The 17,324-nt window shown below is 68.2% G+C and carries 22 protein-coding genes; 21 read left to right on the top strand and 1 reads right to left on the bottom strand.

What is annotated here, in order from left to right:
• Window positions 1-92: 92 nt before the first annotated feature.
• The 21 genes from ACK5NO_RS02585 to ACK5NO_RS02485 all read left to right on the top strand — a co-directional run bounded on the left by ACK5NO_RS02585 (window position 93) and on the right by ACK5NO_RS02485 (window position 16,554).
• Window positions 93-374 carry a flagellar FlbD family protein gene (locus ACK5NO_RS02585; RefSeq protein ID WP_416811106.1) on the top strand — a complete coding sequence of 94 codons (282 nt, stop codon included), beginning with the start codon at window positions 93-95 and terminating at the stop codon, window positions 372-374.
• Window positions 374-1,144 (top strand): motility protein A, encoded by a 771-nt coding sequence (locus tag ACK5NO_RS02580; protein WP_416811105.1) that lies wholly within the window; start codon window positions 374-376, stop codon window positions 1,142-1,144. The genes ACK5NO_RS02585 and ACK5NO_RS02580 overlap by 1 nt, the downstream gene beginning before the upstream one ends.
• Complete coding sequence (locus tag ACK5NO_RS02575; protein WP_416811104.1) at window positions 1,141-2,058, top strand: flagellar motor protein MotB; 918 nt, start codon at window positions 1,141-1,143, stop codon at window positions 2,056-2,058. Before ACK5NO_RS02580 ends, ACK5NO_RS02575 begins: the two co-directional genes overlap by 4 nt.
• Window positions 2,055-2,573, top strand: a complete 519-nt coding sequence (locus ACK5NO_RS02570) for a flagellar basal body-associated FliL family protein (protein ID WP_416811103.1) — start codon at window positions 2,055-2,057, stop codon at window positions 2,571-2,573. The genes ACK5NO_RS02575 and ACK5NO_RS02570 overlap by 4 nt, the downstream gene beginning before the upstream one ends.
• 100 nt (window positions 2,574-2,673) lie before the next feature.
• Entirely contained in the window at window positions 2,674-3,597 is a 924-nt protein-coding gene (locus tag ACK5NO_RS02565) for a flagellar motor switch protein FliM (RefSeq protein WP_416811102.1), read from the top strand.
• Entirely contained in the window at window positions 3,594-4,304 is a 711-nt protein-coding gene (gene fliN / locus ACK5NO_RS02560) for a flagellar motor switch protein FliN (RefSeq protein WP_416811101.1), read from the top strand. Before ACK5NO_RS02565 ends, fliN begins: the two co-directional genes overlap by 4 nt.
• A gap of 2 nt (window positions 4,305-4,306) precedes the next feature.
• Window positions 4,307-4,747: a FliO/MopB family protein gene (locus ACK5NO_RS02555; RefSeq protein WP_416811100.1), complete on the top strand. Its 441-nt coding sequence runs from the start codon at window positions 4,307-4,309 to the stop codon at window positions 4,745-4,747.
• Window positions 4,744-5,574 (top strand): flagellar type III secretion system pore protein FliP, encoded by an 831-nt coding sequence (gene fliP, locus ACK5NO_RS02550; protein WP_416811099.1) that lies wholly within the window; start codon window positions 4,744-4,746, stop codon window positions 5,572-5,574. Before ACK5NO_RS02555 ends, fliP begins: the two co-directional genes overlap by 4 nt.
• The gene (fliQ, locus tag ACK5NO_RS02545; protein ID WP_416811098.1) at window positions 5,574-5,846 is read left to right on the top strand and encodes a flagellar biosynthesis protein FliQ; all 273 of its coding nucleotides are present in this window, start codon (window positions 5,574-5,576) and stop codon (window positions 5,844-5,846) included. The genes fliP and fliQ overlap by 1 nt, the downstream gene beginning before the upstream one ends.
• A gap of 1 nt (window position 5,847) precedes the next feature.
• A complete protein-coding gene (locus tag ACK5NO_RS02540; protein WP_416811097.1) occupies window positions 5,848-6,627 on the top strand; it encodes a flagellar biosynthetic protein FliR in 780 nt (259 codons plus the stop codon).
• Entirely contained in the window at window positions 6,624-7,727 is a 1,104-nt protein-coding gene (locus tag ACK5NO_RS02535; protein WP_416811096.1) for an EscU/YscU/HrcU family type III secretion system export apparatus switch protein, read from the top strand. Before ACK5NO_RS02540 ends, ACK5NO_RS02535 begins: the two co-directional genes overlap by 4 nt.
• A 55-nt stretch (window positions 7,728-7,782) precedes the next feature.
• Entirely contained in the window at window positions 7,783-9,825 is a 2,043-nt protein-coding gene (locus ACK5NO_RS02530; protein ID WP_416811210.1) for a flagellar biosynthesis protein FlhA, read from the top strand.
• Between the two features lie 121 nt (window positions 9,826-9,946).
• Window positions 9,947-10,210, top strand: coding sequence for a carbon storage regulator CsrA (gene csrA, locus ACK5NO_RS02525; protein ID WP_416811095.1), 264 nt, complete (start codon window positions 9,947-9,949; stop codon window positions 10,208-10,210).
• A 109-nt stretch (window positions 10,211-10,319) separates the two neighbouring features.
• Window positions 10,320-12,515, top strand: coding sequence for a chemotaxis protein CheW (locus ACK5NO_RS02520; protein WP_416811094.1), 2,196 nt, complete (start codon window positions 10,320-10,322; stop codon window positions 12,513-12,515).
• A 1-nt stretch (window position 12,516) separates the two neighbouring features.
• The gene (locus ACK5NO_RS02515) at window positions 12,517-12,942 is read left to right on the top strand and encodes a chemotaxis protein CheW (protein ID WP_416811093.1); all 426 of its coding nucleotides are present in this window, start codon (window positions 12,517-12,519) and stop codon (window positions 12,940-12,942) included.
• A complete protein-coding gene (gene cheB, locus ACK5NO_RS02510; RefSeq protein ID WP_416811092.1) occupies window positions 12,939-14,024 on the top strand; it encodes a chemotaxis-specific protein-glutamate methyltransferase CheB in 1,086 nt (361 codons plus the stop codon). The genes ACK5NO_RS02515 and cheB overlap by 4 nt, the downstream gene beginning before the upstream one ends.
• Window positions 14,021-14,833: a CheR family methyltransferase gene (locus tag ACK5NO_RS02505; protein WP_416811091.1), complete on the top strand. Its 813-nt coding sequence runs from the start codon at window positions 14,021-14,023 to the stop codon at window positions 14,831-14,833. The genes cheB and ACK5NO_RS02505 overlap by 4 nt, the downstream gene beginning before the upstream one ends.
• Entirely contained in the window at window positions 14,830-15,213 is a 384-nt protein-coding gene (locus ACK5NO_RS02500; protein ID WP_416811090.1) for a response regulator, read from the top strand. The genes ACK5NO_RS02505 and ACK5NO_RS02500 overlap by 4 nt, the downstream gene beginning before the upstream one ends.
• Window positions 15,210-15,704, top strand: coding sequence for a chemotaxis protein CheX (locus tag ACK5NO_RS02495; RefSeq protein WP_416811089.1), 495 nt, complete (start codon window positions 15,210-15,212; stop codon window positions 15,702-15,704). Before ACK5NO_RS02500 ends, ACK5NO_RS02495 begins: the two co-directional genes overlap by 4 nt.
• Window positions 15,701-16,063: a response regulator gene (locus ACK5NO_RS02490; RefSeq protein WP_416811088.1), complete on the top strand. Its 363-nt coding sequence runs from the start codon at window positions 15,701-15,703 to the stop codon at window positions 16,061-16,063. Before ACK5NO_RS02495 ends, ACK5NO_RS02490 begins: the two co-directional genes overlap by 4 nt.
• 5 nt (window positions 16,064-16,068) lie before the next feature.
• On the top strand, window positions 16,069-16,554 hold the full coding sequence (locus ACK5NO_RS02485) for a hypothetical protein (protein ID WP_416811087.1): 486 nt from the start codon (window positions 16,069-16,071) through the stop codon (window positions 16,552-16,554).
• A 13-nt stretch (window positions 16,555-16,567) separates the two neighbouring features.
• On the opposite strand, the gene ACK5NO_RS02480 is transcribed toward ACK5NO_RS02485, so the two are convergent.
• Window positions 16,568-17,188, bottom strand: a complete 621-nt coding sequence (locus tag ACK5NO_RS02480; protein ID WP_416811086.1) for a M15 family metallopeptidase — start codon at window positions 17,186-17,188, stop codon at window positions 16,568-16,570.
• Between the last annotated feature and the right edge of the window lie 136 nt (window positions 17,189-17,324).

The raw sequence follows: 17,324 nt of genomic DNA, 5'->3' as shown, positions 1-17,324 counted from the left end.
GAAGAAGGCTTACACCTGGTACGCCGTGGCCGATAGGACCACTGAGCGGGCTCACGGATGGGCTCGCAGGACAAGCCCATGGATGGTGCATCGTGATTTTCCTGACCCGGTTTCACGGGGATCGGTTTGCGGTCAACCCCGACCTGATCCAGCGCATCGAGGCAACCCCCGACACTGTGGTCACCCTCATTGATGGCAGCAAGCTGCTCATCGCGGAGTCGCTCGACGACGTGTCGGAGATTGTGCTCAACCATCGGGCGTCGATCGCGTCCCGGGCCATTGCAATGTCCGATGCGCCGGTGCTGCAACGCAGCGCCTCCGTCACGGACCTGCCCAAACGCAAGCACCTGCACCTCACGGGGGAAGGCGACTGATGGACTTTGCCGTCGTCATCGGCTTGGGTGCCGCCTTCGGATCTGTGATTCTCGCGATCTTCCTCGAAGGCTCGAGCCCCATGTCGGTCATGCTGCCCGCGCCGATGATCCTGGTCATCGGCGGGACGTTGGGCGCTGGCTTGGCGACGACCACGCTGACGGACTTTATGGCCGCGTTTAAGGCGCTTCCTCAGTACCTGCTGTACCGACCGCGTGAGGCGGCCACGACCGTGGAACTGGTGGTCTCTCTCACGGATCGCGCGCGGCGCGAGGGGTTGCTGGCGCTTGAGGAAGTTACTCGTGACCTCGACGACACGTTCTTGCGTGACGGCCTGCAGGCCGCGATCGACGGCACCGATCCCGAGGACCTGCGCCACGCCCTCGAAGCCAAGGTGGATGCTCGGCGCACCCGCGAACGCGCCATGGCCAAGCTCTTCACCGACATGGGCGGCTTTGCCCCCACCATCGGGATCATCGGCACCGTCGTGTCGCTCGTCCACGTACTGGAGAACCTCGACCAGCCGTCGACCTTGGGTCACATGATCGCGGCCGCCTTTGTCGCCACGCTGTGGGGCTTGCTCAGCGCCAACCTTGTCTGGCTACCCATCGCGGCAAGGATCAAGCGTGTCAGCGACCTCGAGTGCGCGCACATGGACATGACGATGGAAGGCCTGCTGGCTGTGCAGGCGGGGGCCAGCCCCCGCGTGGTCGGCCAGCGCCTGTGGACGCTCGCGGGCGTGGAGCCGCCCGCCTCAAGGGAGGCAGCATGAGTTCGTACCGCCGTGGCCGGGCCCACGCCGAAGAGCACGAGAACCACGAACGGTGGGCCGTGTCGTACGCGGACATGATGACGGTGCTCGTGGCGCTGTTCATCGTGTTGTACGCCATCTCGACGGTGGATCAGGTCAAGTTTGAAGAGTTGCGTCAGTCGCTCGCAGCCGGGTTTGGCGACAACGGCACCTCCATTGCCCAAGGCTCCACCGGCGCTCTAACCGGACTCGAGGCCTTTGAGATCGCACCGGACTTCACTGCGCTGTCGGACGAGTCCGCTATGGCCTCGAGCGCTCAGGGGGAGGCGCACACGCCCGCATACCTCGAGGCCGCCCGTGAGTACGAGCAGCTCGCTGACATGCTGGCGACGCTCAGTGCTGCGGTCGAGGCCGAGGGGCTCGAGAGCTACGTGCGCTTCTCGATTGACGACAGGGGCCTGGTGATCGGGCTCGTGGGGTCGAGCGTGTTCTTTTCCGCCGACAGCGCCACCTTGACGGACGTGGCGCAGCGCGTGGTGACGTCCCTTGCCGGACCGTTGCGTGACCGCGGACGCGAGCTGTCCGTGGAGGGTCACGCGAACCTGCTGCCGTCGTCCAAGTTCGACAGCAACTGGGAGCTGTCGAGCGCCAGGGCCACCCAGGTGCTGCGGCACTTTGTCGAGGCAGGCGGAATCGAGCCGCACCTCATTGGTGCCACGGGCTATGGCGACGCGCGTCCTCAGGAGGAAGGCGACAACGACGCGGCGCTCGCGACCAACAGGCGCGTGGACATCGTCGTGCGCTCGGAGGCCTCGGAGGCAGCGCGGGCCATCTTGCCGACGATCGTCGCTTCCCTTGAGGCGGGAGACCTCACGCCCCAGCAACTGCGCGAGCAGATCGTGAGCGGGTACTCGCAGAAGGGGCAGAACTCATGACCGACTCCCGCGTGGTCGCGCCCCAGACCAAGATTGGCGTGCGGCCCACGGCCGCCACGGCACCACCAGTTGCAGAGCAAGCACCCGCCCCGGCGCGAGGCGGTAGCCGCCGCTGGTCTGTCGTGGTCGGTGTGATCATCGTCGCGCTTGCGTGTGGTGGGTACTGGTTCCTGGCGGGTCCCGGTGCGGCAGCCAGTGACAGCGCGGCGACGGAACAAGCCCCGGCGCTGGGCGACGTCCAGTTGGTGGAGTCGATCTCCATCAATCTCGCGGACGGTCACTACCTGCGGCTGGGGCTGGGCCTGCAACTGTCGGCTGAGGCCAGCGGCCACGGAGACCTCGATGTCGCCAAGGCGCTCGACGCCGCGATCTCCTTGTTCACGGGCCGCACGGTGCAGGAGTTGGCGGATCCCGCCACGCGCGAGGAGCTGAAGGGGGACCTCATCGCGACGCTGGGCGACGCGTACCACGGCGAGGTTTTGGGGGTGTACTACACAGACTTCGTCACGCAGTAGAGCCGCGACTCGCGAGGCGTATGTCACACTCGCCGCATCCGCGCGCGGCTCGCGTGCCCAAAACGCTCACCACCCGCAGGGGTGCGTCGATGTGGCACGCGTGAGTGTCACTTCACCGATGCGTCGCCGCCGGGGCTCGGCCGCTCCTGTGGCGTACGACTTTCGTTCGCCTGTCACGTTGACGCGTGAGCACGCCCGTGCGCTCGAGGTCGCTGTCCAGAACTTCGCGCGGCAATGGACCACCGTGCTGACCTCGCGGCTGGGCGCGAGCGCTGGCGTCGCCCTTGATGGGCTCGAGTTGGCTCCCTACGCCGACTACATCGATTCGCTTCCGGCTGCGACGACGGCGGTCGTCCTCCATAGCGAGCCGCAACGCGCGCCCGCGCTCTTGCAGATCCCGACCCACCTGACGATGACCATGGTGGACTGCCTGCTGGGCGGCCCCGCGACGGACCTCGACATCGCCTTTCGCGAACTGACGCAAATCGAGAGCCGTCTCATGGGGGACCTCTTGGACCACGCGTGCGCCGACCTCAGTTACGGTTTCGCGTCCGTCGCTCCCGTCACCTTCAGCGTCAAGGGACTGCGCTACAACCCCGGGTTTATTCAGTTGGTCGGCGCCTCAGATCAGGTGCTGGTCGCGCGCCTCACGGTCGATGTCGGCCCGGTGTCGGGCCCCGTCACGCTCATGCTGCCTGCCGATCCGCTCTTGGGACTGCTGCGCAGTGCTGAAGAGCAGGGCGCACGCTCGGCCCAAGAGGACGCGAGTCATGCGGTCGCGCTAACGCGACTTGTCGAGGGGATCAGGGACGTTCCCGTCGAGGTTCATGCCCGTTTTCGCGGTCGCGCCATGAGCGCCAGCGACGTGTCCGCCCTCGCGGTCGGAGACGTGATCCCCCTGCACCACCGCGCCGACACTGCCCTCGACATCGTCGTGGGCGGAGTGACGCTGGCCCGCGGCGCCATTGGCGCGAGCGGGACGCGAGCCGCCTGCCTTGTCGTCTCCACAAAGGAGGAATCTTGACCACCACCGAACCGTCGTCCGTGGCGCACGCCGCCGCGGGCCAGGCCGCCCTCCATCTGCCCACGGCCATGCCGCTGAGCGTCGCCGCGTTCGCAGCGGCGTCGGCTCCGGCCCCGCAGACGCTCGCCGTACGAGCGCACCACGTGGGTGCCGAGAGCGTGGATCTGGTGATCGTCACCGGTCCCTCGACCCACGAGGCGCTTGCCGCGGCCGGCGACGGTGCGCTCGTCGAGGACTTGCTACGCCCCGCGCTCGAGGCCGCCGCGTCCACCTTGGGACCGGGAGTGCTCGACGCCGCCCGCACCGAGCCCGTGGGCGCCGCCTTCGACGACCCGGACATCGAAGCCTTCGCGCTGGTCGATGACGCGGGCCAGCCGCAAGCCTGGTTTGGCCTGCGCACGCGCACGGCCCAGCCGGCGGGAAGCGAGCCGCCAGCCGTCCTGGACGCCGTCACCGAACGCGCCCGGCTGCGCGTGCTGCACGACATCGAGTTGGTGCTGACCGCTGAGATTGGTCGCACGCGCCTGCCGATGCGTGACGTGTTGGGCTTGGTGCCGGGCACCGTGATCGAACTCGACCGCGCAGCCGGGGCACCGGCAGACATCATGGTCAACGGCCGGCTCGTGGCCCGCGGCGAGGTCGTGGTCATCGACGAGGACTACGGCGTGCGTGTGACCGAGATCGTCACCTCGGACCACGGCGGCTAGACATGCCGACTCTGCTGCTGGTCCTGCGCGTGGGCCTGTCGTTGGCCGCCGTGCTGGGCCTGCTGTGGTGGATCTCGCGGCGATTGCACTCCCGCCTTGGCGGCCAGGGTCCGCACAGCACGCTGACCGTGCTCGCTCGTCAGCACCTGGGCAAGCGCGCAGGCGTCGCCGTGATCGAAGCCGACGGCCGCAGGCTCGTCGTGGGGTTCGGCGAACACGGCGTGAGCCTGCTCCATGACGCGGGATTCCCACCCGGCCCGCCCCCAGGCGAGCGGGACACGGACCTCATGGGCGCATCGGCCCTTCACGACCCCGACCCGGTGGAGGCCTGGACGGCCGCCGCCCCACAGCAGCGCACGCCCCTCGAAGGATCGATCCTGTCGCCGGACACCTGGCGTCAGGCGGCGGCGGCGCTGCAAGAACGGACCACCCACCGGATATGAACCACCCCTACCCTCGCGGTGTCGTCACGACGCTGCGAGTGGTGCTGGCGAGTGCGGCGCTCGCCATCGCGCTGATGGTCGTCATGGGAGCGCCCTCGGGCGCCGTCGTTGACCCTGTGCCTCCCGCCGACCCTGCCGATCCCGCTGCGCCCACCACCGACGGCTCCGGGGTGTCAGTGGAGATCTTTGGCGTCGACGGTGGGCCCTCCAGTTCGGTCGTGGTGCTCATCGCGATCACGCTGCTGTCGGTCGCGCCCTCGCTGCTCCTGATGACGACGAGCTTTACCAAGATCTTCGTCGTGCTCGCGCTCAGCCGTCAGGCGCTGGGCCTGCAGTCGACGCCACCCACGTCCGTCCTCGCGGGGCTCGCGCTGTTCTTGTCCCTGTTTGTGATGGGGCCGGTGCTCAGCGACATGAATGACCTGGGCGTTCAGCCCTACCTCAACGGCGACGTGACGTTCGCGCAGGGACTTGACGCGGCCATCCAGCCGCTACGTGAGTTCATGGTGTCCTATACACGCGAGTCGGACATCGCTCTCGTCACCCGGGCCGCAGGGCTCGACAATCCCCTCACTCCCGCCGACGTCCCCATGACGACCCTCATGCCCGCCTTCATGCTGTCGGAACTGCGCGCGGCGTTCATCATCGGCTTCGTCATCTTTGTGCCGTTCCTCGTCATCGACCTCGTGGTCTCGGGCGTGCTGATGTCGATGGGCATGATGATGCTGCCGCCCGTGATGGTGTCGCTGCCGTTCAAGCTGCTGCTGTTCGTGCTGGTCGACGGCTGGGGGCTGATCGTGACCGCGCTCATCGGGACGTACGGCTGATGGACACCTCCGCCGTCCTCGATGTGGGGCTGGACGCCCTCGTGCTCGCCGCCACACTGTCCGCGCCACTCCTCATCACCGCCCTCGCGGTGGGCTTCGCGGTCTCCCTGTTTCAGTCGGTGACCCAGATTCAGGAAGTGACCCTGTCGTTCGTGCCGAAGGCCGTCGCCGTAGGAGTGGCGTTGCTGGTCTCGGGCCACTGGATGGTGCAAGAGACGGTGGCCTTCACGCATGAACTGTTCGAGCGCATCCCCGCGCTGCTGGGGATGTAGCGTGCAGTGGGCCCTCGACATGGCGCTGGTCGAGACGATCATGCTGGCATCGGTACGTCTCGTGGCCTTCCTTGTGGTGGCGCCGCCATTCCATGTCGAGGCCTTTCCCAGTTCCGTGAAAGTCGCGATCGCGCTGGGCATGGCCCTGGCCATCGCTCCCCGCGTGCAGGCCAGTGCCACGGTGCCTCCCGGCGCGCTGCTCACGGGCCCCACGGCAGGCATCATCGGGGCGCTGGTGGTCCAAGCCGTGCTGGGGCTCGCGCTGGGATTCGCGGTGCGCATGGTGTTCGCGGCGGTGCAGTCCGCTGGTGCGTTGATCGACGTCTTTGGCGGCTTCGAGCTTGCGCAGGCCTTCGACCCCGTGACCGGATCGCAGGGTGCGGTGTTCTCGCGCTTCTACTACATGGCCGCCCTGGCGCTGATGTTTGCCACGGATGCGTACCAGGTGGTGCTGCTGGGCATGGTGCGGTCGTTCGACGCGGTGCCAGTGGGCTCAGGGATGAGCCTCGACGGCCTGGGGTCCCTGATGAGCGGGGGACTGTCGCAACTGATGGTCGCCGCCCTGCAGATTGCCGGCCCGCTCCTGGTGGTGCTGTTCCTGGCCGACGTTGGCCTGGGCCTCCTGACGCGCGTGGCGCCCGCGCTGAATGCCTTCGCCTTGGGCTTTCCGCTGAAGATCCTCATCACGTTGTCCCTGGGATCGGTGGCCTTCCTGGCGCTGCCCCAGGTGGTCTCAGCGCTCGCGGACAGCGCCTTTGCCCTCATGGCTGGCGGTGCATGATGGCGGCAGACTCCGGCGACAAGTCGCACAAGGCCACTCCCAAGCGCATGCGAGAGCTGCGCCGCGAAGGCTCGCTTCAGCGCTCACAAGACGTCTCCGCATGGGTGGTCGTGGGGACGGCAGCGATGACGCTGCCGCTCGTCATCGACCACGCCGCGCAGGCCGCGTCGGGTCAGCTTGCGGCGGTGAGCCGGATCGCCCGGGAGCCCGATGCTGCGGCGGTGGAAGGCCTGCTGCGCTCGGGCCTGCTGTCGATGCTGGGCACCATGGCGCCGCTGTTGATTGCCGTGGTGCTGGCCACGATCGTCGTGGGCGCCGCGCAGGGCGGCATTCACTTTGCGCCCAAACGGCTCAAGCCCACGGCCAAGCACATGCTGCCCCAGCAGGGCTTCAAGCGGGTCTTTGGCGGACAGGCCTGGTGGAACGGCGCGAAGGCTGCGCTCAAGGCCGGCGCGATTGGGGTGGTGCTCTACACCGTCGTGCAAGGAGCCATCCCTCAGTTGCTTGGCACTGGCACCCATGCGCTCGGCGCGATCCTGGACCAGGCCAAGTCCGGTGCGTGGTCGCTCCTGCGCATCGCCGTGGCGGCCGGGCTCGTGCTCGCCTTCTTGGATGTGTTGGTCGTCATGCGGCGCAACCGCAAGCAGACCCGCATGTCGATGAAGGAGATCAAGGACGAGCACAAGCAGCTGGAGGGCGACCCGTGGATCAAGGGTCAGATTCGTGCCCGCCAGCTCGCGATGAGCCGCAACCGCATGATGGCGGAGATCGCCTCGGCCGACGTGGTGATGGTCAACCCCACCCATGTGGCCGTGGCGCTGCGCTACAAGCCCGGCTCGGGAGCGCCGACGGTAGTTGCGAAGGGGCGTGGCCACGTGGCCACCAAGATTCGCGAAGTGGCGATGGATCACCGCGTGCCGCTGGTGGCCGACGTCCCACTCGCCCGGGCGCTGCACGACGCGTGCGAACTGGGCCAGCCGATTCCGACTCACCTGTATGCGGCCGTCGCCCGCGTGCTCGCCTTCGTCATGTCCCTCAAAGCCCGCGGCGCGGCCGCGGGACTCCATCGAGACCCCCACGCAGAAGAGGTGTCGCTGTGACCGCGACTCGTCCATGGATGCCCGCCCTCAAGGAGGACCGCTCGTGAAAGGCCGGATGTCGACCCTCGCCGTCCCCGTGGGCGTCGTGGGGATTGTGCTGTTGCTGGTGGTGCCTTTGCCCGCCGCCCTGCTTGACGTGCTCATCGTCACCAACATCGCCCTATCGCTCGTGGTGCTGCTGACATCGATGTACGTGAAGCGGCCGCTCGACTTCGCGGTGTTTCCCTCGTTGCTCCTGGTCCTGACGTTGTTCCGACTGGGCCTGAACGTCGCCTCTACCCGGCTGGTGCTCAGCAACGGATACGCCGGGGAGGTCATTGGCGCGTTCGGCGAGATCGTCGTGGGTGGCTCGCTCGTGATCGGCCTGGTGATCTTCCTGATCCTGGTGATCATTCAGTTCGCCGTGATCACCAACGGCGCGGGCCGAGTCGCGGAGGTGGGCGCCCGCTTCACGCTCGACGCGATGCCCGGCAAGCAGATGGCGATCGACGCTGACCTCAACTCAGGGTTGATCGACGAGGACACCGCGCGCAAGCGACGGGCCGACGTCGCGGCCGAGGCCGACTTCTACGGAGCCATGGACGGCGGCTCCAAGTTCGTCAAGGGCGACGCGATCGCCGGCATCATCATCACCATCGTGAATCTCCTGGGCGGCCTTGCCATCGGCATGGTCCAAATGGGGATGCCCGCCGGGGAGGCGCTCGAGCGCTTTGCCCTCCTGACGGTGGGTGACGGCCTCGTCACCCAGATTCCTGCGCTGCTGATGTCGGTCTCGACCGGTTTGATCGTCACCCGTGCCACCGCATCGGCCGACATGGGCACGGCGGCGGGAGAGCAACTGCTCCAGTCACGCGCCGCCCTGTTGATCGCAGGCGGAGCCATGTGTGCGCTCGCGCTGGTCCCGGGCCTACCCAAGGTGCCTTTCATCCTGATGGGTGCGGCCTTGATCTTCGCCGGTCAACGTGCGGGCCAACGCGACAAGGCGGCGAGCGCTCCACAGATGGAGGCGGCCGCGACGGCGCCCGCCGGCGTGGCACCCGATTCCCCCGAGGCGCTCCTCGAGCAGATGCGGGTCCATGCGCTCGAGATCCAGCTCGCGCCCGACTTGGTGGACCTGGTGGGCGGCGGCGCCGACCACGACCTGCTGGCGCGGGTGCGTGGGCTCCGGCGCAAGATCGCCCTCGATCTGGGGCTCGTGGTGCCGCCGGTGCGCACCAGGGACTCGGTGGACCTGCCGCGGTCGACGTATGTGGTGCGCATCGCGGGCGTCGAGGTGGGGCGCGGCACCGCCCCCGCCGGCCGCATGCTCGCCTTGGGTGAGAACCTGGGCCACCTGGTGGGCGAGCCCGTCCAGGAGCCCGTCTTCGGCCTGCCCGGCAAGTGGATTCCGGCAGAGGCGCGAGCGCAGGCCGAACTCGCGGGCGCGACCGTGGTGGACAGGGTCTCCGTTCTGGTCACGCACTTGGGTGCGATTGTCTCGGCTCATGCACCGCGCCTGCTCAGCCGCGAAGACGTGCGGGTGCTCGTCGACGGGCTCAAGCAGGTGAGCCCCGCCGTGGTCGACGAACTCATGCCCTCGTTGCTGTCGCTCGGTGAGGTGCAACGGGTGTTGCAGGGCCTGCTCGCGGAGCGCGTGTCGATACGCGACTTGGCTCGGATCTTCGAGGGACTCAGCCTTCGTGCCAAGCAGTCGACGGACCCGGAAGGTCTCATCGAGGCCGCCCGCGCCGCCTTGGGCCCGGCCGTGGCCGCCCCCTTCGCGGCCGGGGGTCTCCTGCGCGTCGTCACGCTCGAACCCGTCTTGGAGCACCTGCTGGTCGAGGCCCGCCGCACAGGGGAAGACGGCACGCACCTGTCGATGGACCCGGACCGCCTTGAGCGCGTTCTCACGTCCGCGCGGACCCAGTTCGATGCTGTCGAACGATCCGGGCACGATGCGGTGGTCGCCTGTGCACCTGCCCTGCGCCCCGCGCTTCACCGCCTGCTCGTCACCGCCATGCCCGAGGTGAATGTCCTGTCCTACGGCGAGGTCACGAACGCTGGCCTCACCGTCGAGGCCGTGGGGGTGGTGAGCGATGGTGCCGCGATTGCGTCGTAGGGGTCGAGCGGATGGGTCGCGCGGCCGTTCGTCCTGGCAGCTGCCCGTCGTGGCTCCCGCGAGCGTGCCCGGCCACAGACGGTGGTCGTGACGCATGGCCGCGAACAGTTAGCCTCAGTCCATGCTCGTCCTGTCACGTCGCGTCGGAGAAAAGTTGGTCATTGGCGCTGACATTGTCCTGACCGTCATCGACGTGCGTTCAGATGGCGTACGGATTGGCATCGACGCGCCACGAGACGTCAAGGTCACGCGCGCCGAGATCCTTGAGGCGGTCGCACGCGAGAACGAAGGCGCCATCGCCGCCGACGAGTCAGCCGCTGAATCTCTGCGGCGGCTTGCACCCCCGACGCTCCCAGCGCCTGCCACGCCACCGACCCAGGCGTAGGTCGGGGCCCGGCACGAGCCGGAGGGGACTACTCACCAACACCGCTCGGCGGCCGATGTGACGTGCGAAGGGGCCTGACGGCCAGGACCACGGCACCGGGAGCGCGGCGATGGACGAGATGGACGAGATCGTCCGCGAATTCGTGGTGGAAAGCCGCGAGAACCTGGACCGGCTGGACCGTGACCTGGTCGAGCTCGAATCGGCCTCCGACACCCGCCCACTTCTCAGTTCGGTCTTTCGCGCCATTCACACCATCAAGGGCACGAGCGGCTTCTTGGGGTTCTCCACGCTCGAAGCCGTGACCCATGTGGGCGAGAGCCTGCTCGCCGACTTGCGCGACGGCAGGCGAGACATGAGCCAGCGCACCACCGACGTGCTGCTGGAGATGGTGGACGCGGTCCGCGACATCGTGGATGTCATCGACGCCACGGGCGCCGAAGGCGAGCACGAGGTGTCCCCGGTGGTGACGGCGATCCAGGCGATCCTCGACAACCAGGAGGCCGCGCCTACTCAGGAGGGCGCGCTCGCTCAGGAGGCCGCGCCCACTCAGGAGGGCACGCTCGCTCAGGAGGGTGACGCGAGCACGGCGCTCGCGCTGCCGCCGGCAAGTGAGGCTTCCTCCGACGGCGACGAGCCCGCAGTGCGTTCGAGCGCGGAGACGTCGATTCGCATTGATGTCGACGTGCTCGACGCGCTCATGCGCCACGTGGGGGAGTTGGTGTTGGCGCGCAATGCGATCGTGAGCCTCGCGCACGGCACGGACGACGTGCCGCTGGTGCGTGCCGTGCAGCGCCTGTCTGTGATCGCGGGCGAGCTGCAGCAGGGGGTCATGAAGACCCGGATGCAGCCCATCGACCACGTGTGGGCCAAGGTGCCCCGGATGGTGCGCGAGGTCTCTGCGGCGCTGGGACGTTCCGTCCAACTCCAGATGGTCGGCAAGGACACCGAGCTTGATCGGTCGGTGCTCGAGGCCATCAAGGACCCCCTGACCCACCTGGTGCGCAACGCGATCGACCACGGCATCGAGGTGCCCCAGGTGCGCGAGGCGGCCGGCAAGCCTGCCACCGGAGCCCTGACGCTGCGCGCCTATCACCAAGGCGGGCAGGTGGTGATTGAAGTGACCGATGACGGCAAGGGCATTGACCACGAGGTGATTGCCGCCAAGGCTGTCGACCGTGGCCTGCGCACGCCGGAGCAGGTGGCGCAGTTGGGCGCCCAGGACCTGTTGCAACTGCTGTTCTTGCCGGGCTTTTCCACCGCTGAGGCCGTGACCCACGTGTCTGGACGCGGCGTCGGCATGGACGTGGTCAAGACCAAGATTGATGCGATCGGGGGCGTGGTGGAGGTGCAGTCCGTGCTGGGCGCTGGCACCACATGGCGTTTGCGCCTGCCACTCACCCTGGCCATCATGCCCGCACTGACCGTCGACTGTGCGGGCCAGACGTATGCCATCCCCCAGGCCAACTTGCTGGAGTTGCTCGCCATCGACGCGCAGTGCTCGGGGATCGACCAGGTGGGCGAGGCGCTCGTGCTCCGCCTGCGGGGAGCGCTGCTGCCGCTGGTGGACCTGCGGGACGTGCTCCAGTGGCCTGCCAGGGCATCTCTCGCGGGCACCGTGGTGGCAGTGATGCAGGGCGACGGAGGCCGGTTTGGACTCATCGTCGATCACGTCCGCAACACCGAGGAGGTGGTCGCCAAGCCGCTGGCCGGTGCCGTCAAGGCCGTGGGGGTCTACGCCGGGGCGACCCTGCTGGGAGACGGCCGGGTGGCGCTCATCCTCGACATTCCCGCGGTCGCGCGGCGCTCCGTCCAGTTCCAGGACGGCGAGACGGACACGGCGAACCTCGCGGCCGGGCGAGGCGAGGCGGAGCGCATGCTCGTCGTGTCCGTGGGTGATGATCGCCACGTGGCGATGCCCCTGGACGCCGTCACCCGCCTGGAACGCATCGACGTCTCCGTCCTCGAGAGCGTCGCTGGGGCCACCGTCATGCAGTATCGCGGGCGCATTACGCCCGCAGTTGACCTTGCGCGGTTGTTGGGCGAGCCCGCCACCTCGCGTGACGAGCGCGCCGTCGTCGTGTGCGCCAGAGACGAGAAAGTGGTGGCACTGGTCGCGACCGAGGTAGTCGACATCGTCGACATCGCTCGTGAGGACCGTGCGGACGTGGGCGGGTACGCCCTGCTGGGATCAGCGATCGTCAAGGGCCGCGTCACCGAGCTGCTCGACCTTGACCTCGCCGTGGCCACCGCGGACGCCGCGTTCTCGACCCACGAGGACAAGATTCTCCTGGGAGCGGGGGCCTGAGATGCCGCGCCAACTGTCGACCTTTCGTCTCGATGGACGCCTGTACGGCGTCGATGTCGCGTGCGTCCAAGAGGCCCTGCGGATGCAGGCACACACTCCCGTCCCGCTTGCTCCCCACGCGGTGGCGGGCCTGGTCAACTTGCGCGGCCAGGTGGTGTTGCTGATCGACCTGCGTGCGCGCCTGGGCCGTGAACCGTTCGCCGCGGACACCGAGCCCATGATGATCGTCGTCAAGGTCGACACGGAACCCGTCGCGCTCATGGTGGACGCCGTCGAAGACGTGATCGATGCTGACCTGTCGGACGTGGTGGCACCACCGCCGACCCTCGAGCCTGCGCTGCGCGACGTGGTGACCGGCGTGCTCACCTTTGACGATGAACTGCTCCTGGTGCTCGACGTGGCCCAGGCCACACAGGTGAGCGCGTGAGTGACGCCCCTCGCGCGAATGACGCGCCTATCCGCGTGCTCGTGGTCGACGACTCGGCGGTGGTGCGCCGCATGGTCACCCATGCGTTGACGGCCGCACCGGGGGTTGAAGTGGCAGGAGTGGCCCACCACGGCCAGATGGCGCTTGACCTGGTGCAGCGGCTCCGGCCGGACCTCATCACGATGGATATCGAGATGCCCGTCCTGGACGGGATCGCCACCGTGACGCAGTTGCGAGACCGTGGGGTGCGTTGCCCCATCATCATGTTCTCGACGCTCACGGCCCACGGCGCCGCGGCCACTCTCGACGCGCTCGCGGCCGGTGCGACGGACTACGTGACCAAACCCAGCCGGGTCGCTGACCCGCAGCAGGCCATTGACGCCGTCGCGCACAGCCTTGTTCCCAAGATCATCGCGTTGTGTCGCAGGCCCGCGCCGTCGCGGCCTCTGCCATTGGCGCGTACCGCGGTCGCTCGCACGCGTCCAGTGCGGGCAGTGGTGGTGGGGTCATCCACGGGGGGACCGGAGGCGTTGTCGACCCTGCTGCGTGGCATCCCCGAGCCCTTGCCGGTGCCCATGCTGGTGGTCCAGCACATGCCACCGGTGTTCACCGCGCACTTGGCCGCTCGGCTTGATCGCCACGGACCCCATCGGGTGGTGGAGGCGAGCGCCCATCAAAGGCTCGAGCCAGGGACGGTGTACATCGCTCCAGGCGACTTCCACCTCGAGGTCGATGCTCCGTCGCTGGGGCAGCGGCTGGCCCTTCACCGCGGCCCCCAAGTGAACTACTGCCGGCCCGCGGTGGACGTGTTGTTCGACAGCGCTGTGCGGGCGTGGGGCGGCGATGTCGTGGGGGTGGTCCTGACCGGCATGGGGCATGACGGACGCGACGGCGCCAAGGCGATCGTGGACGCGGGCGGCACGGTCATCGCCCAGGACCGCGACACATCGGTGGTGTGGGGCATTCCCGGCGCAGTGGTCAACGCTGGTCTTGCCCACCAGGTACTGCCCATCGATCGGGTCGGGCCCGCCGTCGCGGCGGCGGTGAGCGCCTCGCTGCGCCCGCATCGGCGGTTGCCGTGACCCTCGCCCCCGATGCCTTCCAGTTTGTGGCGACCTTGGTGAAAGATCGCTCCGCGATCGACCTGGGCGTGGGCAAGGAGTACCTGGTCGAAAGCAGGCTTGCCCCCTTGGCGCGGTCAGCGGGGATGGCCGATGTGACGGCTTACATTCGCTCTTTGCGGACCGCCTCGCACTTGCACTCTGATGTGGTGGAGGCGATGACCACCAACGAAACCTCGTGGTTTCGGGACCGGGCCCCCTTCCAGGCATTGCGGACCACGGTGTTGCCCTCCTACGAGGCCCAGCGCCGCACGGGAATTCGCGTGTGGTCGGCCGCATGTTCGTCGGGGCAGGAGCCGTACTCGCTCGCCATGCTCGTGGCCGACGAGTTCGCGCGTCTCCAGGTCTCCATTACCGCCACGGACCTGTCCGGGCGCATGCTCGACCAGGCCCGCGCGGGACGCTACTCGCAGCTCGAGGTCAACCGCGGCCTGCCAGCCCCGTCGCTCGTCAAGCACTTCAGGCGAACGGGCGCGGCGTTCGAGATCTCGGCGTCCTTGCGCGCCGCCGTGTCCTTTCGCCACCACAACCTGCTTGACCCGCCGCCGATGGGCGGGCCCTTCGACGTCATCCTGATGCGCAACGTCCTCATCTACTTTGACGTGCCCACCAAGCGAGCAGTGTTGGCCCGCGTTCGCTCGGCGCTCGCACCAGGCGGATGGCTGATCCTCGGAGCCGCCGAAAGCACCATCGGCATCGATACCGCTTGGTCCCGCGTCGAGGTCGAAGGGACCTCCATCTACCAAGTTCACGAGGGGGAGACCTCATGAAAGCGCTCGTCATCGATGATTCGCGAGTGATGCGACGGATCGTGTCGTCGATCCTGGTTGACCTGGGGTTCGTCACCGTCGAGGCCGGCGATGGTCGTGAGGCACTCGAGCAGTTGGAGGCACACCCCGACGTCACGCTGTGTTGCATCGACTGGAACATGCCGGTGATGACGGGGCTCGAGTTCGTGGTCGAGACGCGCAAGCACGACCAGTTGCGCGATGTGACTCTCATGATGGTGACCACGGAAGGCGAGTACGACCAGATTGTGCGGGCGCTGGCCGCGGGTGCACACGAGTACGTCATCAAGCCGTTCACTCGCGACGTCATCGTCGACAAGTTGCAGCTGTTGGGGCTCATGCCCACCGGGGTCTCCCGATGAGCGGCAGCCACGCCCTCGTGATGGACGACGCGCACCTTCGCGCGCTGGTCGACGACGTGTTCGTCGCGATGGCAAGTCACGCCAAAGTCGGGACCGATGCGGGTGGGGCGCTGGCAGCGCCTGCCCAGCCGGTGCGCCACGCGTGGGTGGAGATCACTGGTGACGTGAGCGCGAGGGTCGTGATCTCCGTTGCTGGTGCGGCCGCCGAGGCCATCACTCGCGAGCTGCTCGGGCTGGGTCACGACGCGCCGGTGAGCGACGCCGACGTCAGCGATGCGCTGGGCGAACTCGTCAACGTGCTCGGAGGCAACGTGAAATCGGTACTTGCCGCAGGCGGAACCCTGTCGATCCCCGCGACTGGACTGGTGCCGCCGGCCTCACCCGCATCGGCCCTATCCACGGCGGTAGACGTGCCGTGGCGAGGCCTGCCTGTCCACGTACGACTGACGGCGCTGCCCTCAGCGGCGCCACGAAGGAGAGAAACAGCATGAAGGTGATCGTCGCCGACGACAGTCGGGTCATGCGGCAAATTGTCATCCGTACCCTGCGGCAGGCGGGGTACGACTGGTGGGAGATTGAGGAGGCCGAGGACGGGGCCGATGCGCTCGCTCGGATCCGCGCGACCGCACCAGATTTCGTGTTGTCGGATTGGAACATGCCCGAGATGACGGGCATCGAGTTGCTGCGTGCCCTGCGCGCCGAGGGCAACGAGACTCCGTTCGCGTTCGTCACGTCCGAGGGCTCGCCTCAGATGCGTGAGCAGGCTGCCGCCGCAGGCGCTCTGTTTCTGATCGCCAAGCCGTTCACCGCGGACACCTTCCGCGACACCATCGACCCCTTCATCGGATGAGCGACGTGACCCGCCCCACGCCGGTGCCGAGCGCCTTCGAGGTGCGCGACCTGTTTGAAGGCATGCTCGGTCGCGACGTGACGTGGGAGAGCCGCGGCGGTCCCGTCGATGTCCTCGACGGCGCGGCTGTCGCCGCCTACGTCGACGACCTGGGACGACTCGCAGCCCTTGCGCTCGCGGACATCCCGTTGGTGGCGCGTGCCGGCAGCGCGATCGGGCTCATGGCCCCCGCCACGGCACTCAGCGCCATCGCTGAGGGGCTCGTGACGCCCATGCAGTTCGACAACCTCAGCGAGATCCTCAACGTGGCGGCGTCGCTGCTCAACAAGGCGGACACGCCTCACCTGCGCCTGCGGGAGACGTACGCCCCGCGCGAGGCGCTGCCCGCCGACGTCCGGGACCTTGCGCTCGTCCAGGGCGGCCGGATCGACGGCACCCTCGACATTCAGGGCTACGGGCCGGGCCGGCTGAGCATCGTGGTGGACCTCTAGCCGCCGGCGGGGGTCACGGCACGTACTCCCAGTGCCAGGGTTCGCGTGCCACGTTCTCAACAAACCCGTACCTGCCAGCGTTGTCCCGCATCCAGGCCTGGGCCGTGGAGTCGAGCGCGAGATCGACGGCAAGACCCCACCCGTGCTGGCTCGTGCCCGGCTCTGCGGCGAGGCCACCCTGGGAGTACAGGCCCTTGCTCTGGGCGAGCGCTACCTGAGAGGCGTAGTCGCGATACCCATCGGTGACGCCAATAGTCACCCCGGCCGCGCGCGCATCGTCCAACAAGCGCGTCAATTGGGTCGCGGCGGGGGCCCACAGCCGCTCCGACGTCCCCGGCACCGCCTGCAGGGCCGCCTCAGGGATCTGTCCGTTGCCGTAGGCCGCGAGATCGCGGGGGACACCGTCGGCGTTGAGGCCGGTGGACGAGGCGGTGGAGTCGGCGCCGATCGCGGAGGTGAGGATGGCGTCGAACGACGTGGCCGCGGTTGCGGTTGTGGTTGCGGTTGCGGTCGAGCCGGCAAGGCCGCCGAGTGGCACCACACCGCTCGAGGTGGCCCACACGGGCGACGTGGAGCCCGCTAAGAGGGACTCGAGGTTGGAAATGCGCTGACTGATCGCGGCGATGGCGTCCACCTGGTCCTATCGGCCTCCACGGCGCGCTGTTGAGGCGGGGCACGACATCTCAACCGCACGCCCCTGCGCCCGATGGGAGAAGTAGGACGGCAGGAAGCCGTGACCCGAGCCAGCCTCGGCCAGCCACCACGGACGG

This window comes from Demequina sp. (assembly GCF_047975725.1).
Lineage (GTDB): Bacteria > Actinomycetota > Actinomycetes > Actinomycetales > Demequinaceae > Demequina.
This window is presented reverse-complemented; position numbering and strand designations above follow the sequence as displayed.

Bases quoted from the DNA above. Each gene is read 5' to 3' on its own strand.
- ACK5NO_RS02580 (WP_416811105.1), top strand. From the start codon at position 374: ATGGACTTTGCCGTCGTCATCGGCTTGGGTGCCGCCTTCGGATCTGTG.
- ACK5NO_RS02520 (WP_416811094.1), top strand. From the start codon at position 10,320: ATGGACGAGATGGACGAGATCGTCCGCGAATTCGTGGTGGAAAGCCGC.
- ACK5NO_RS02575 (WP_416811104.1), top strand. From the start codon at position 1,141: ATGAGTTCGTACCGCCGTGGCCGGGCCCACGCCGAAGAGCACGAGAAC.
- ACK5NO_RS02490 (WP_416811088.1), top strand. From the start codon at position 15,701: ATGAAGGTGATCGTCGCCGACGACAGTCGGGTCATGCGGCAAATTGTC.
- ACK5NO_RS02530 (WP_416811210.1), top strand. From the start codon at position 7,783: ATGTCGACCCTCGCCGTCCCCGTGGGCGTCGTGGGGATTGTGCTGTTG.
- ACK5NO_RS02555 (WP_416811100.1), top strand. From the start codon at position 4,307: ATGCCGACTCTGCTGCTGGTCCTGCGCGTGGGCCTGTCGTTGGCCGCC.
- ACK5NO_RS02515 (WP_416811093.1), top strand. From the start codon at position 12,517: ATGCCGCGCCAACTGTCGACCTTTCGTCTCGATGGACGCCTGTACGGC.
- fliP (WP_416811099.1), top strand. From the start codon at position 4,744: ATGAACCACCCCTACCCTCGCGGTGTCGTCACGACGCTGCGAGTGGTG.
- ACK5NO_RS02570 (WP_416811103.1), top strand. From the start codon at position 2,055: ATGACCGACTCCCGCGTGGTCGCGCCCCAGACCAAGATTGGCGTGCGG.
- ACK5NO_RS02535 (WP_416811096.1), top strand. From the start codon at position 6,624: ATGATGGCGGCAGACTCCGGCGACAAGTCGCACAAGGCCACTCCCAAG.
- csrA (WP_416811095.1), top strand. From the start codon at position 9,947: ATGCTCGTCCTGTCACGTCGCGTCGGAGAAAAGTTGGTCATTGGCGCT.
- fliQ (WP_416811098.1), top strand. From the start codon at position 5,574: ATGGACACCTCCGCCGTCCTCGATGTGGGGCTGGACGCCCTCGTGCTC.
- ACK5NO_RS02500 (WP_416811090.1), top strand. From the start codon at position 14,830: ATGAAAGCGCTCGTCATCGATGATTCGCGAGTGATGCGACGGATCGTG.
- ACK5NO_RS02495 (WP_416811089.1), top strand. From the start codon at position 15,210: ATGAGCGGCAGCCACGCCCTCGTGATGGACGACGCGCACCTTCGCGCG.